General features: G+C 34.7%; 16 protein-coding genes. 10 read left to right on the top strand and 6 right to left on the bottom strand.

The genetic code is table 11. The features are described 5' to 3' along the window. The first annotated feature begins 144 nt into the window (after positions 1-144). The 9 genes from glp (at position 145) to moaA (ending at position 7656) form a co-directional block, all read left to right on the top strand. Positions 145-1317 (top strand): gephyrin-like molybdotransferase Glp, encoded by a 1173-nt coding sequence (glp, locus tag ABI657_RS06445; RefSeq protein ID WP_348096422.1) that lies wholly within the window; start codon positions 145-147, stop codon positions 1315-1317. A gap of 106 nt (positions 1318-1423) precedes the next feature. Beyond that, a complete protein-coding gene (locus ABI657_RS06440; protein WP_348096421.1) occupies positions 1424-2170 on the top strand; it encodes a sulfite exporter TauE/SafE family protein in 747 nt (248 codons plus the stop codon). 205 nt (positions 2171-2375) lie between these two features. Continuing rightward, on the top strand, positions 2376-2948 hold the full coding sequence (locus ABI657_RS06435; RefSeq protein WP_348096420.1) for a molybdenum cofactor guanylyltransferase: 573 nt from the start codon (positions 2376-2378) through the stop codon (positions 2946-2948). Positions 2949-2954: 6 nt separating this feature from the next. After that, complete coding sequence (cobA, locus tag ABI657_RS06430) at positions 2955-3743, top strand: uroporphyrinogen-III C-methyltransferase (RefSeq protein WP_348096419.1); 789 nt, start codon at positions 2955-2957, stop codon at positions 3741-3743. A 2-nt stretch (positions 3744-3745) separates the two neighbouring features. Further along, a complete protein-coding gene (locus tag ABI657_RS06425; protein ID WP_348096418.1) occupies positions 3746-3982 on the top strand; it encodes a MoaD/ThiS family protein in 237 nt (78 codons plus the stop codon). 10 nt (positions 3983-3992) lie between these two features. Next, positions 3993-5072 (top strand): HesA/MoeB/ThiF family protein, encoded by a 1080-nt coding sequence (locus ABI657_RS06420; RefSeq protein WP_348096417.1) that lies wholly within the window; start codon positions 3993-3995, stop codon positions 5070-5072. 233 nt (positions 5073-5305) lie between these two features. Further along, positions 5306-5737, top strand: coding sequence for a molybdenum cofactor biosynthesis protein MoaE (locus tag ABI657_RS06415; RefSeq protein WP_348096416.1), 432 nt, complete (start codon positions 5306-5308; stop codon positions 5735-5737). Between the two features lie 10 nt (positions 5738-5747). Next, complete coding sequence (gene moaCB, locus ABI657_RS06410; protein ID WP_348096415.1) at positions 5748-6662, top strand: bifunctional molybdenum cofactor biosynthesis protein MoaC/MoaB; 915 nt, start codon at positions 5748-5750, stop codon at positions 6660-6662. Beyond that, on the top strand, positions 6649-7656 hold the full coding sequence (gene moaA, locus ABI657_RS06405) for a GTP 3',8-cyclase MoaA (RefSeq protein WP_348096414.1): 1008 nt from the start codon (positions 6649-6651) through the stop codon (positions 7654-7656). Before moaCB ends, moaA begins: the two co-directional genes overlap by 14 nt. Positions 7657-7817: 161 nt before the next feature. Here the strand turns inward: moaA and ABI657_RS06400 are convergent, their stop codons facing one another. From ABI657_RS06400 to ABI657_RS06390, 3 genes are all read right to left on the bottom strand, one after another. Further along, positions 7818-8363, bottom strand: a complete 546-nt coding sequence (locus tag ABI657_RS06400) for a hypothetical protein (RefSeq protein WP_348096413.1) — start codon at positions 8361-8363, stop codon at positions 7818-7820. 380 nt (positions 8364-8743) lie between these two features. Further along, the gene (locus ABI657_RS06395; RefSeq protein ID WP_348096412.1) at positions 8744-10024 is read right to left on the bottom strand and encodes a DUF2130 domain-containing protein; all 1281 of its coding nucleotides are present in this window, start codon (positions 10022-10024) and stop codon (positions 8744-8746) included. A 267-nt stretch (positions 10025-10291) separates the two neighbouring features. After that, complete coding sequence (locus ABI657_RS06390) at positions 10292-11173, bottom strand: LysR family transcriptional regulator (RefSeq protein WP_348096411.1); 882 nt, start codon at positions 11171-11173, stop codon at positions 10292-10294. Positions 11174-11270: 97 nt separating this feature from the next. On the opposite strand from ABI657_RS06390, the gene ABI657_RS06385 reads away from it, so the two are divergent. Then, positions 11271-11978 carry a methyltransferase domain-containing protein gene (locus ABI657_RS06385; RefSeq protein ID WP_348096410.1) on the top strand — a complete coding sequence of 236 codons (708 nt, stop codon included), beginning with the start codon at positions 11271-11273 and terminating at the stop codon, positions 11976-11978. A 56-nt stretch (positions 11979-12034) separates the two neighbouring features. Here the strand turns inward: ABI657_RS06385 and ABI657_RS06380 are convergent, their stop codons facing one another. The 3 genes from ABI657_RS06380 to ABI657_RS06370 form a co-directional block, all read right to left on the bottom strand. Continuing rightward, entirely contained in the window at positions 12035-12313 is a 279-nt protein-coding gene (locus ABI657_RS06380) for a putative quinol monooxygenase (RefSeq protein ID WP_348096409.1), read from the bottom strand. A 377-nt stretch (positions 12314-12690) separates the two neighbouring features. Next, the gene (locus ABI657_RS06375; protein WP_348096408.1) at positions 12691-13452 is read right to left on the bottom strand and encodes a C40 family peptidase; all 762 of its coding nucleotides are present in this window, start codon (positions 13450-13452) and stop codon (positions 12691-12693) included. Between the two features lie 62 nt (positions 13453-13514). After that, positions 13515-14693 (bottom strand): acetyl-CoA C-acyltransferase, encoded by a 1179-nt coding sequence (locus ABI657_RS06370; protein WP_348096407.1) that lies wholly within the window; start codon positions 14691-14693, stop codon positions 13515-13517. Positions 14694-14980: the final 287 nt, after the last annotated feature.

Raw genomic sequence — 14980 nt, 5'->3', positions numbered from 1 at the left:
TAAAAAGCGGCCTTATTTAAACATTGACTTTAAATAAATTAGAGTAATTTTATAGTCATAAAAAATAAATTAAAATTTTTAACCATACTAGTAATAAATACTTACATTTGTAATAAGTATTTATACTTAGTTTATATTTTAAAAATGATACAAGTTAATGAAGCTTTAACGATCGTAGCTGAGAATAGCTCGAAAATGCCATTGCAGAAAAAACCAGTAAGTAGAGCACTGGAATATGTTTTGGCAGAAACGGTATATTCGCCAATTGCAATGCCGCCTTTTCGACAGTCAGCAATGGATGGTTATGCTTTCATACATAGTGAAAAACAACAATATGATGTTGTAAGCAGTTCACAGGCGGGTGATCATTCCGATATAAAATTGAAGCCAAACGAGGCTGTCCGAATTTTTACAGGAGCTTTTGTTCCTGCAGCTGCCGACACTGTTGTCATGCAGGAGCACGTAATGGCAAATGAAAATTCTATATTGATTACAAGAATGCCGGATCAATTTACAAATGTCCGTGCAAAAGGAGAACAAATTAATAAAGAAGAAGTAGTTTTTGAAGCCAATACTTTAATCACACCGGCTGCAATTGGTTTTTTGGCTTGTTTGGGAATTACAGAAATTACAGTTTACAAAAAACCTAAAGTAGCCATTTTGGTTACCGGAAATGAACTGGTAAAACCTGGGAAGAAATTGCCAAAAGGCAAAATTTACGAAAGTAATTCGGTCATGTTACAAGCTGCGCTTCAAACTATAGGCATTAATAAAACAAAAGTTTTTAAAGTAAAAGACAATCTGAAAGCCACGAAGAAAGCTTTAAAAAAAATATTGGCAAAATTTGATGTTGTTTTAATTTCTGGCGGAATTTCAGTAGGAGATTATGATTTTGTAAAAGAAGCATTACTTGAAAATGAAGTCGAAGAGCTTTTTTATAAAATCAACCAAAAACCCGGGAAACCAATGTTTTTTGGCAAAAAGGATGAAACCTTAGTTTTTGCTTTACCCGGGAATCCTGCTTCATCACTCACAAATTTTTATATTTATGTTTGTCCGGCAATTAAAAATAAAATGGGTTTTTCTGAAATTCAAAAAACAAAAATTATTAGAAAGTTAAATTCGGATATAGAAAATAATACAGGAAAAACATTGTTCTTAAAAGCAAAATACGATGAAACCAATGTAACTGTTTTACAGGGTCAAAGTTCAGCTATGCTCAATACATTTGCGGTAGCCAATAGTCTGCTAATCGTTCCGGAAGAAATAGAAAGATATAAAAAAGGAGAATCGGTAACATTATTACCGATTGATTAAGGTTTGGATCTTAGAATAAAGAATAAAGAATAAAGAATAAAGAATTTCAATAAGATGCAATTTGTAAAATTAAAATATATAGCAAGAAACCTGAAAGAAAAAAACAATGCAGTTACTTAGTTCCGAAAATATAATACTGTTCAGTTTCGCTTTAATCGTAATTGCGTTTTTATACTCAAGTGTAGGTCACGGCGGCGCATCCGGTTATTTGGCATTAATGACCATTTTTGCTTTTCCGGTGGCAGTTATGAAACCTTCGGCATTATTATTGAATTTATTTGTTTCCAGCATTTCGTTCTTCTTTTATTACAGAATGAATTATTTCAAACCCAAACTATTTTATCCGTTTGCAATAGCGTCGATTCCGGCAGCCTTTATTGGTGGATTTATTACTTTGGACAATACGGTTTATAAAGTTGTTTTGGGAATTGTATTGGTTTTTGCAGCTCTTAGACTATTCGGAATATTCAATTTTAAGGAAAAAGAAACGGTTCAGATAAAATTACCTTTCGCTTTAGCGATTGGATTTGTAATCGGTTTGTTATCCGGAATGTTGGGTATCGGCGGTGGCATCATTTTAAGTCCGATTTTATTATTTTTAGGATGGGCTTCAGTTAAGGAATCTGCAGCAATTTCGAGTCTGTTCATCTTTGTGAATTCATTTGCAGGAATGTTAGGATTCTTTTTGGGAGGAAAAATAATCCCGATCGAAAGTTTTTATCTGGTTCCGATTGCAGTAATAGGAGGAGTTTTGGGAGGTTTTTATGGAAGTGGTTATTTCTCCAACAAAACCTTAAAAATAGTTTTGGGAACAGTGATTTTAATGGCGAGCATCAAATTGATTTTTCCTTAAAAGGCAAGAACGTTTAACACATAGAAACATAGATTTGTTTGATAAAAAAAAGATTAAAAATATAACACATTATCACACATAGCTATGTGTATTCATGCAAAATGAAACGCCTTTAAACATAAAGAAAAACTATGTTTCTATGTGTTGAAAAAAAGAAAGGTTGGTAAAAACCTGAAATGTTAAACCTGAAACAAATAAATTAATAATGGAAACACTAACAGCATTTATTCTTTGTGGAGGAAAAAGCTCCCGAATGCAGTCAGAGAAAGGAATGGTTTTGTTTCAGGAAAAACCATTTATAGAACATATTATTCAGGCGATTTTGCCAGTAACTGAGAATATTCAGTTGATTACGAATACAAATGATTACGATTATTTGCCTTATCAAAAAACAGCAGATATTGTTAAAGACAAAGGACCTTTGGGTGGAATTTACACAGCATTGATAAATTCTGAAACCGAATTTAATCTGATTTTGAGTTGTGATATTCCATTAATTTCGACAGAATTATTGTCAGAGTTAATTTCAAAACATAATAAAGAAGCCGGAATAACGGTTTTTGCAACAGAAAGCACATTGCATCCGTTAATCGGAATTTATTCTAAAGAAATACTTCCAATTATAAAAGAAGCAATTGAGACAGATGATCTTAAAATGATGAATTTTTTAGACAAGGTGCCTCATCAGATTATAAAAATAGAAGAAAGCGAAAACCTTCCTTTAACCAATATTAATTCGGTTGACGAATTAAACGACCTGAATATCAATTTAAGTTAATAGATTATGCAAAACGTAAAAACACCAAAGTTAACAGTAGTAGGCGCAGGACCGGGAGATGTTGAACTGATTACGCTAAAAGCAATAAAAGCGTTAGAAAATGCTGATGTGGTTTTGTATGATGCCCTGGTCAATGAAGAATTACTGCAATACGCAACCAAAGCAGAAATTGTTTTTGTGGGCAAACGCTTAGGATGTCATGCTTATACACAGGATCAAATCAACGAATTGATTGTTGCAATGGCAAATCGTCATGGTCATGTTGTGCGATTAAAAGGCGGAGATCCGTTTGTTTTTGGACGCGGAAGTGAAGAAATCGAATATTCAGAAAAATTGGGATTGGAAACGGCTGTAGTTCCCGGAATTTCATCTGCTTTGGGAGTTCCTGCTTCGGTTGGGATCAGTCTTACACAACGAAAAGTAGCTGAAAGTTTCTGGGTGATTACCGGTACAACATCCAATCATGAATTATCAAAAGATGTAAATTTAGCATCAAAATCAGCTGCAACTGTTGTTATTCTAATGGGAATGCATAAATTAGAGGAAATCATCGCCATTTATCAGGAAAACAGAACGGATGATCTGCCAATTGCCATTATTCAGAACGGAACTAAAAATTCAGAACAAAAAGTGGTAGGAAATATCAGTTCAATTACCAAATTGGTTGCGGATAAAAACATTTCTTCACCAGCAATTATCGTAATTGGCGAAGTGGTTAAAAATACTTCAAAACTTACTTCTTATTTTCAGGAGCATTTTGAAGATGAGTTTATATTTCAGAATTTAAATCTATAATAATGATAGAAGTTAAGTATTTTGGAGCCGTAGCCGAAAAAACGAAATGTTCGTACGAAAATGTATTGTCTTCTGAAGTTTCCCTGCAGGAATTATTACAGGATTTGGAAGCAAAATACCAATTCGATTCGCTTTCTTTCAGTGTTGCCGTCAACCAGAAAATAATACCAAAAGCTGCCCAATATACTTTGAAAACAAGTGATGTAGTGGCGTTACTTCCTCCATTTGCCGGAGGTTAAAATGAATATAATGAATACGACAGCACGTTATAACCGACAAATAATTCTTCCGGAAATTGGAGAAAACGGCCAGTTTAAACTATCGAAAGCGAAAGTTTTATTAATTGGTGCCGGTGGTTTAGGTGTGGCAATTTTACCCTATTTGGCGGCAGCCGGGGTTGGAGAAATTGGTATTGTTGATGATGATGTTATCGAAGTTTCCAATTTACAGCGCCAGGTCATTTATAAAAGTTCAGCAGTTGGAAAACACAAGGTGGATGAAGCCAAAGCAATGGTAGCCGAATTGAATCCGTTAGTTAAAGTGAACGCAATATCAGAAAAATTATCAGGCAAAAATGCGATTTCATTATTCGAAAAGCATGATATAATTGTAGATGCGACGGACAATCTTCAGATTAAATATTTAATAAATGATGCTTGTCTTTTGACGAATAAACCAATGGTTTACGGTTCAGTTTTCAGGTTTCAGGGACAGGTTTCAGTTTTTAATTATAAAAAAGGTCCAACTTACAGATGTTTATATCCGGACGAAAACAGTTCATCTGCAAATTGTACAGACGCCGGGGTAATCGGAATTTCAGTTGGAATTATCGGCATGTTACAAGCCAATGAAGTTATAAAAATTATTTTGGGAATCGGAGAGGTTTTAAACGGAAAAATACTGGTTTATAATATTCTGAATAATGAACAGCAGAAATATGATTTCGAAAAAAATGTTTCAATTGTAATGAATAGCACTATTTTCGAAGAGAAATATCCGTCAATTGAAAACACTGTTGAAGAAATTGCACCTGAAGCTGTTTTAAATGAAATGAAGAATGATAAAATAGTGTTTTTAGATGTTCGCAATTCAGATGAACTTCCCAAAATAAATTTCAAAAATGGAATGCAGATTTCGCTGATGAATTTAGAAAACGAAATTGATAAACTGAATTCAAATCAAACTATTTACGTGTTTTGCCAATCAGGAATCAGAAGTAAAATGGCTGTTGAATTGCTTCAAAACAAGGATTTTAAAAATATAAAAAGTATTTCCGGAGGTGCTTTGGCATTGAATCAATTATTGAAAGAAGAAAATATAAAAGTATAAATTATTTCGTGCTATTTGTCATTCTGAAAACGAAGAATCATCGCAAGTAACTCCGCAATCAGAATTATCAGTTTTTATAGAATCGAGTGTGATTTGCTTCACCTGTTTGCTATAATAATTGTCTCTTTCGTCGAAATGACAATATTAGGTTATTCTTCATGGAATTAATTTGTGAAAATTTGTGTAATTTGTGGCAAAAAAGACATTTAATCTGTGGTAATAAAAAATAAAAGATGAGTAAAAATGTATTTATAGAAGGGCCAATTTCTCCTGAATTTATCGCTGAATCGATTGCTAAACATCAGTCTAAACATACGATTGGTGCACATAATATTTTTTTAGGACAGGTTCGTGCAGATGTGATGCATGACAATACGGTTGTGGCGATTGATTATTCGGCTTATACTGATATGGCTAACGAAGCTTTGCATGCGATTCGTGAAAAAGCATTTGCCAAATTCGATTTGACCTGTATGCATATTTATCACAGTTTGGGCGTTGTAAAAGCAGGTGAAATTTGTCTGTTCGTATTTGTTTCGGCAACGAGACGAAAACAGGTTTATGAAGCTACAGAAGCCATTGTCAACTGGATTAAAACAGATGTGCCAATTTTTGGCAAGGAAATGTTTGAAAACGATGCCTTCACCTGGAAACAAAATACCTAATAAAATTTATATGGTAGATATTACGCATAAAATAAGCACGTTAAGAACAGCAACGGCTACAGCAATTGTCAAAGTCAGCAGGCAAGAGACAATTGATGCAGTGGTTAATAATCTGGTACCAAAAGGGAATGTGCTCGAAATGGCAAAAACAGCCGGATTATTTGCAGTAAAAAATACGCATTTATCAATTCCGGATTGTCATCCACTACCGATTGAATTTACTTCAGTTGAATATAAAATCGAGGATCTAACAATTCAGATTATCTTCAATGTAAAAACAGTTTACAAAACAGGAGTTGAGGTTGAAGCAATGCACGGAGCTTCAATTGTGGCGTTGACGATGTACGACATGTTGAAACCAATCGATAAGGAAATCGAAATTTCTACCATCAAACTAATTAATAAAGAAGGTGGAAAATCGTCTTTCAAAAATAAATTTCCGTATACCATAAAAGCAGCGGTTTTTGTGTGTTCCGATTCAATTTTTGCAGGTGAGAAAGAAGATCGTTCCGGAAAAATCATAGTCGAGAAACTGAATTCCTACGGAGTTGAAACCGCACATTATGAAATTATTCCTGATGAAATTGATATCATTCAGGAAAGAACCAAGGCTTTCGCCGAAGAACATCAACTGGTCATTTTTACGGGTGGAACCGGATTATCACCAAGAGATGTTACTCCAGAAGCATTAGCGCCATTATTAGAAAGCAGAATTCCGGGAATCGAAGAAGCGATTCGTAACTACGGACAGCAACGCATGCCATACGCCATGTTATCAAGAACCGTTGCAGGAACATTAGGAAAAAGTCTGGTGCTGGCTTTGCCGGGATCAACCAACGGGGCAAGGGAATCTATGGATGCTGTTTTTCCGCACGTAATGCACGTTTTTCATATTTTAAAAGGAAAAAATCATGACAGCCTCTAAAACCATTTTAATGGATGATTTTGGACGAAAACACAATTATTTGCGTATTTCGTTACTGGAGAAATGCAATTTGCGTTGTACATATTGCATGCCGGCTGACGGAATCGTATTGTCTCCAAAAGCCAGCTTAATGACGGCGGATGAGATTTTTGCAATTGCCCAGACTTTCGTGGAAAATGGTGTTCATAAAATTAGGTTAACGGGGGGGGAACCGTTATTAAGAAAAGATTTTCGTGAGATTGTTTCAAAACTATCCACTTTAAATACTTCGCTTTCGATTACCACAAATGGTATTTTAATTGATCGTCATATAGATGTTTTAAAAGAAGCTAACATCAAAAAAATCAATTTAAGTTTAGATACGCTTGTTTCATCTAAATTTCATTCTATAACGCTTCGAAATCAGTTTGAGAAAGTAATTGATAATCTGCATTTGCTTTTGAATCATGATTTTGAAGTAAAAGTAAATGTCGTTTTGATGAAAGGTTTTAATGAAAATGAAATCATTGATTTTGTACAATTGACTAAGTTTTTACCTCTTTCAATACGATTCATAGAGTTTATGCCTTTTGCCGGAAACGAGTGGGACAGGAGTAAAATGGTATCTCAAAGTGAAATTTTATTGCAGGTTGAAGAAACTTTTGCTTCAGATGAAATTATAAAACTGGATGATGAAAAAAACTTTACAGCCAGAACTTACGAAATAAAAGGTTTTCAAGGGAATTTCGGAATTATAAGTTCTATTACGAATCCATTTTGTGATGGCTGCAACCGAATTCGCCTGACAGCAAACGGAAAAATTAAAAATTGTCTTTTCTCAAATTCAGAAACCGATTTGCTGACAGCTTTTAGAAAGGGTGAATCGATCACGAATTTAATTTCAGAATCCATTAAAAATAAAAAGAAAGTCAGGGCCGGAATGGTTACTATTTCTGAAATGGATGATCCTGCATTGCATTTTGATAATCGCAGTATGATTGCTATTGGGGGATGAATTTTTATGATGATTTTGTCTTTGCGAGGAACGAAGCAATCTCACTAACATTGGTAACTGTTGTGGATATATTGAATGTGTTTGCTTCATTCCTCGCAATGACTTGTAGGAGGGTAACAAAAAAAAGGTTCAACTTTATTTAAGTCAAACCTTTCTCAATATTATTTTTTCTTTTTAGCCTTTGCTTTCTTTTTAGATTTGGCTTTCTTTTTCGCTATTTTTTTAGCTTTCGCTTTTTCCTTCGCTTTTTTAGCTTTTTCCTTTTTCTTGGCTGCAGCTTTTAATTTTGCTTTTTTAGCTTTTTCTTTCTTTTTGTCTTTTTTAGCTTCGTCTTTTTTCTTTGCTAATTTCTTTTTGGCTTTTTCCTTTTCTTTATCTTTCACTTTTTTGGTTTTTTTAGCAGTTTTGTCTTTTTTAGTTTTTTCAACTGTAACTGCTTCGTTAGTATTCTCTTCTTTTAATTCTGTTTTTACTGTTTCATTTGTTTTAACCTTTGTAACAGTAGGTGCTATGGTTTTTTTAACAGCTGGTTCAGTTGTACCTATTGTAGCGGCAGCTGTTTTTGCAGCAGTTGTTTTAACTGGTGTATTTTTACGGGCTGGTGCCTTTTTAACCGGTGTGTTTTCAGTTTTTACAGGTTCTGTAACAGGTTGTACAGCTTTAGTTTTTGGAGAATCAATTTTCTCAGGATTTGTTTCTTCGGTCATTTTTTCCATATTAAATTTACTTTTATACAAGGACTATTATCGACAATGTAACTAAATTGTTAATTTACAGTTAAGTAAAGGTAATTATAAAACAAGTTTTCCAATGTTAAGTTTTTAGGCAAAAATAAATATTAACTTGTTGTAAACTAAATGGTTGGTTTTTTGTCTAAAATAAAAAGCAAAATCTCTTAACAATTCTACATGAGAAATAAAGTAAATTACTGCATAAATTGCATTTTGGTGAGGTGAATTATTTTGTAAAAAAAGGTGTTTTAAAAACGGTAACCCTAGCCCGGATGAAAGTGGCATCCTTTTATGGCGGGGTTTGCCATAAAAGATATAACGGACAGCCGGAATGAGCTACTAATGATTATTCTAAATTATTCTAGTTCCTTAGGTTCTTTCTCCTGCTCATCTTCGATAAAGTCAAGTTCCAGGGCTCTTACGGTCTGTACTGCATTTCCGGCAATACCGCGAATCGAACCGTACATTCCCAAAGTATTATGAACCACTTTTTCGATTTGTTTCTCGCGTTGTTTCCAGATACGCTGCATCGCTCTTTTTTCGGCATCAAGATCGCCCTGCATTTGCGTAAAACCTTCTACGATTCCTTCAATCTGCAAACGGAATTCGTTGCTGGTTAAAAAATCATACAACATTGACATTTTATCACCTTTGTTTTCCTGCGCCTGAACTGCCTGGCTTACCTGAATTAAAGACTGACGTAAAACGGCACTCAAACCTTTGAATTCTTCGTAAGTACAAATCCAGATCCCGTCCCGCATTCCCATTCGGTCCATTCCGGCAGGCATAACTTCGGTTACTAAAACACCAATGTTGGCTCTTTTTGTTCTGATATCATTTTTGAATTTTTCAATCCATGCCGGCTGAAACGATTTGGTACGCTTGCTTTCGTAATATATTGATCCGCAGTTTTGCAGTTCGCGGGTGTTGACAATTTGTAGGCAATCGGCACCATTTGCACCTTTTTTGATTTCATCGATACTGTCCAGCGGAAAATTATTCGCCAGCCATTCTTCGATCGCCAGTTCCATGACTTCGCCTTGTAATTGCATAGAACCTTGTTCCTGCTTGCGTTTCATTTCTTCGATCAGCTTTTTCTGGTCGTCAGATTGTTTTTGGTATTCTTTGATTTTTAACTCGTTTTTTTCTTCTTCCTGTTTTCGGATTTTATCACGTTCCAAAACCAAAGTGGCGTTGAGTTGTTTTTGAGCTTCGGCTTCGATTGCTTCTTTCATCTCCAGTTTTTCACGCTGTAATTTGGCAATTTCGCCTGTCATTTTATTAAGTTCGCGAAGTTTTTCAGATTTCTCCGAAAGTTCTTTTTCCATCGAAAGCAAACGATCTTTGTTTTCTTCTTCGAGTTTGTTTTTTAGTTTTTCGGTAATATCTTTTTCAGCTATCTTCTTTTCACGCTCCAGCCGTTCAGCAAAAAGTTCATTTTCCTGTTTCTTTTTGGCTTCAAATTCGGATTTGGCTTTTTCAAACTGCTCATTTCGAAGCTCCAATTCTCTGCTTTGAGCATTGGCTTTTTGCTGAAATTCTTTACGGATACTATCTTCAAGCTGATGTTTCAGAATGTCATTTACATCGATAGTGGTGCCGCAGTTTGGACATTGAATTGAAGATTGCTCAGCCATTTTTATTGATTTTATTGAGTAGAATTATAATTTGCTAAGATATTTAAAAGTTATCTTTTAAGCGAGAAGTATGGTGTGATAAATTGTAACGTTTTTTTGGTTGAAAAGAATTGCGCGAATTTGCACTATTTTAAACTTTAAGTAAATTTCTGGTAAAGATTCAAAACGTAAAGTTTTTTATGAAATTCTTAATTATGCGTACTGTTTCTCATTCCTCGAAATGACATAAAATGAGAGAGAACTTTGCAAATCTGCATTTTTTAGAGATCATTTTTTAAAATGCAAAAGAAAATCAACTGCTGATTTTGTGATTTCAGAATCATCTTCTTTTGATGTAATTAAGGAAACATCTGTAAATAAATTTACCTTCTTTAATTCAATAAAACCAATTTCTGAATCACGATTATTTTTCGCAATATTGGATGGAACGATAGAAATTCCTAAGCCATTTTTGACCAATTGTACAATTGAATTAATGTTATTTGATTCGTGGACAACTTTAGGCGTAAATCCATAAAAAGCACATAATTCCAATAAAACTTCCTGATAATGCGGTGCGTAGTCTTTATTGAAAAACACAAAGGTTTCGTCTTTTAGATTTGGAATTTCTTTTTCGGACTTAATTTGAATGTGGCTCTTGCTGTAGACTACTGAAAAACCATCCTGAAACCACAATTGCGATTTTATTTTGGGAGATTTAACCGGTGAACGAATAATTCCCATTTCGATTTTTCCTTGTTCCAAAGCTGTAATTTGTTTGGTGGTGGAAACTTCAAAAAGCTTGAAATTCACATACGGAAACTGCTCTTTTAAATGTTTGATCAAATCTGAAATTACTGCCGAATAAATTGAACTGATATAGGCGATCCTGAATTCTCCCGAAATATTCTCCGCTATTTTTTTCGTTTTTACGGAAATGCGCTCTAAATTATCAAAAAGTTCCTTTACTTCTTTTTGAAAATACTTTCCGGCTTCTGTCAGTTCTACTTTTTTATTGTTTCTGTTGAATAAGCGAGCCTGGATTTCTTCTTCCAGTTCGATGATTTGCCTGCTCAATGGAGGTTGTGAAATGAATAGTTTCTCAGAAGCTTTGGTAAAGTTTAATTCTTCGGCTACAGCCAAAAAATATTTAAGATGACGTAATTCCATGATACCTTATAAGTATTAGTAATTGACAAAATAAGTATTTTTGAAGTATATATCAAAGAGATACTTTTACAAAAAAATAATGTTAATAAAAGTAACTATGAAAAAATCAACTACTAAAGAAATCAGAGAACGTTTTGACAATGATGTCGAACGATTTTCGAATTTAGAAACGGGGCAGGTGGCTACAATTGACGCGACCATATCGTTAGAATTAATTACCGAAGCATCGAAAAGAATTGTTCCGAATGCCATAAATGTATTGGATATCGGCTGCGGTGCCGGCAATTATACTGTAATGATGTTGTCTAAAGTTCCCAATTTAAATTGCACTTTGGTAGATTTGAGTTTACCAATGCTGGATCGGGCTTTTGAAAGAGTTTCGGCAGCAACCAAAGGAAAAGTAGAAGCGAAGCAAGGCGATATACGTGAAGTAGATTTACCTGAAAATCATTTTGATATTATTTTGGCCGGAGCTGTTTTGCATCATTTGCGAGAGGATCAGGATTGGGAAACCACTTTTACGAAAATTTTTAAATTATTAAAACCCGGAGGCTGCTTTATGATTTCGGATTTGATTACGCAGGATACCGAATTGTTAAATGAATATATCTGGCAGCGTTACGGCGATTATTTGGAAGGAATTGGCGGAGCGGACTATCGTCAAAAGGTATTCGATTATATAGAAAAAGAAGATTCGCCGAAATCCATGAATTACCAATTGGATTTGATGAAAAAAGTAGGTTTTAAAAGTGTTGAAATTTTACACAAAAATATGTGTTTTGGTGCTTTTGGAGGGATAAAGTAATTTAAAAAGGAATAGCGATTGGTTTTATAAAATGGTTATTCCTTTTTATTTTCAGCTTAAAATGACTGTATTGTTTTATAAACCTGAATAGGCGAAGCAACTAAACTTTCACTTTTCTTTATAAAATCCTGTAAATAGATTTGATTATTATGAATGTCAAGTCCAGGCTGATCTTTCCATTCTTCCCAGATAATGAACACATTTTCTGTCGTGTGAAGGTCGTAACGTATGCAGGCTTCTTCTTTTCTGGTTTGTGTAACCAAATGATGAATCATGTTTTTGATTTCTTCGATATTTTCTTGTTTGCTTTTGATGATGGCAGTAATGGATATCATGATTATAAAGTTTTAAAAGTTTGTTCTAAATGTTTGGTATAGTTTTCCTTAAAGAGGTCAATGTTTTCAGCTGTTGCACCTTTTTCAACGTCGTGGAAATGGAAACTGTCTAATTTTTCCATGCTTACAAATTTATTCATTTTATGGAAACCAAACATAAACCATCATAAACAGATGTTTCTACAAATAATTCTCCCGGCAGTAATTATAAAATGAAACTGATTGAACATCGTTTGTCTTTGGCAATAAACGAATCAATGAAATTGCATATGAGTTTGGCTTTCCGACGAAAGTCACTTTGATAAATTTTTTAAACAACAAACAGTGAATAGCCCTTTGACAGCTAGAAAACGATACTTACTTAATAAAGGAAATATTTAAATAATCTTCTTGATTACCCTTAATTTATGTGTATGCTTATTTAATTCCGGATTGTAAATTCCTAAGTGATCCAAACGGTCGATTCGCACTTTTCCACTTGCGTGAATAATGTAATTGTTGTCCATTATGATTCCGACATGAATGATGTTTCCTTCATCATTATCAAAAAAAGCCAGATCTCCGGCTTCGCTTTCTTCAATGAAACTTAACGGTTCTCCTTCAAGTGCCTGTTGTGAGGCATCGCGATGAATTTTATAGCCATTTAGTTTGTAAACCATTTGTGTAAAACCGGAACAATCGATTCCGAATGGTGTTTTTCCGCCCCAAAGATAGGGAGCATTCAAATACATAAAAGCAGTATTGATCAATGCGCTTTTAGGTTTAATACCGCTCGTTCTTGTTCCTTCAAAATCGAAATTAGAGGTATTGATTTCATTGTTATTCAAAAATGATAAAGAAGCACCAAGTGGAATTGGAAGCAATAAATTATCTGATGAAGTAATATAATCAATCAAGTCAGCATTTAAAATAATGGCTTCATTGCTTAACTGATTATAATTTGCTTCAGAAATTACCTGATATTGTTTAGAATCTACCCAGCCTTCGTAATCATCAAACTGAATTTTAATTCGTGCCCATTGATTTTGGCGTTCTAAGATTTCGATGTGTTCGCCAAACAAAAGCTGCGTCACGATTTCACTTCTGTCACTTGGTTCAGCCCGAACGGGTACTATGGCGAGATTGCAGATTCCGAACATTTAGTGTAATTTATAAGTTGAAATTAGGAGTTAAATCAATAACTCCTAATCATAGGTATTATTTAAGCTCTTTCGATAACAATTGCCGAAGCACCGCCGCCACCATTGCAAATTGCTGCAGCTCCGGTTTTGGCATTATTTTGTTCTAAAACATTTAATAAAGTTACGATTATTCGGGCTCCTGAACAACCAAGCGGATGGCCTAATGAAACAGCACCGCCATTTACGTTTACTTTATTGTTATCAAGATTTAAGATTTTTGAATTCGCCAGACCTACGACAGAAAATGCTTCGTTAAATTCGAAATAATCAACATCTGCAATTGCAATTCCTGCTTTTTCCAACGCTTTTGGTAATGCTTTTGCCGGGCTGGTTGTAAACCATTTTGGTTCCTGAGCGGCATCAGCATAACCTTTGATGTAAGCTAAAGGTTTTAATCCTAATGCAATTGCTTTTTCTTCTGACATTAAAACCAACGCAGCAGCTCCGTCATTTATTGTTGAGGCATTTGCGGCAGTGACGGTTCCGTCTTTAGTGAAAACAGCACTTAGTGATGGAATTTTATCCAGTTTTACATTGGTGTATTCTTCATCTTTTGAAAATATAATGGGTTCACCGCGTCTTTGCGGCACTTCAACAGGAACAACTTCATTATCAAATTTTCCGGCATCCCACGCTTTTGCACTTCTTTCGTAAGACTGAATAGCGTATCTATCCTGTTCTTCACGGCTGATGTTGTATTCAGACGCACATAAATCAGCGCAAACTCCCATTGCGTTGTTATCGTAAGCATCTGTCAAACCATCTTTTTGCATTCCGTCAAGCATTGTAGCAGGACCGAATTTAGTTCCATTACGCATTTGTACGTAATGCGGAATCAGGCTCATGTTCTCCATTCCTCCGGCTACTACAATTTCTGCATCACCGCACGCAATTGCCTGAGCAGCAAACATAACAGCTTTCATTCCGGAAGCACAGACTTTATTTACGGTTGTTGCGGCAACTTCATCAGATAATCCTGCAAAAAGTGCAGCCTGACGTGCTGGTGCCTGGCCAACTCCGGCTTGTATCACGTTGCCCATAAAAACTTCATCAACTAATTTTGGGTCAAGATTAATTTTTTGTAATGCCCCTTTTATCGCTGCAGCACCCAATTGTGGAGCAGGAACTGTAGATAATCCTCCCATGAAACTTCCGATAGGTGTTCTAACGGCAGAAACGATAACAACTCTTTTGTTCATTTTCTGTATAGTATTAGTTAATAAAGCAAATTTAATCTTTAATTTATAGAAATTCAAATTTTGAATCTATGCGATTGTATTTTAAATTTAATATCATTTTTTCGTTAATTCTATTCGTTTGATTGTGAAGTGTTTTAAAAAAAAGATTGAAAAAAGATTAAAAAAATCACGAAAATAGTTGTGAGAAATAGAATGTTGTGCTACATTTGCAACCGCAAAATAGGGCATGTTTCTTGAGCTTGGAGAGTTGCCTGAGTGGCCGAAAGGACTTGTTTGCTAAACAAGCG

Source organism: Flavobacterium sp. (assembly GCF_039930565.1).
Taxonomy (GTDB): Bacteria; Bacteroidota; Bacteroidia; order Flavobacteriales; family Flavobacteriaceae; genus Flavobacterium.
Note: the sequence above shows the minus strand (reverse complement) of the source record. Positions and strands in the feature narration are given on the sequence as shown.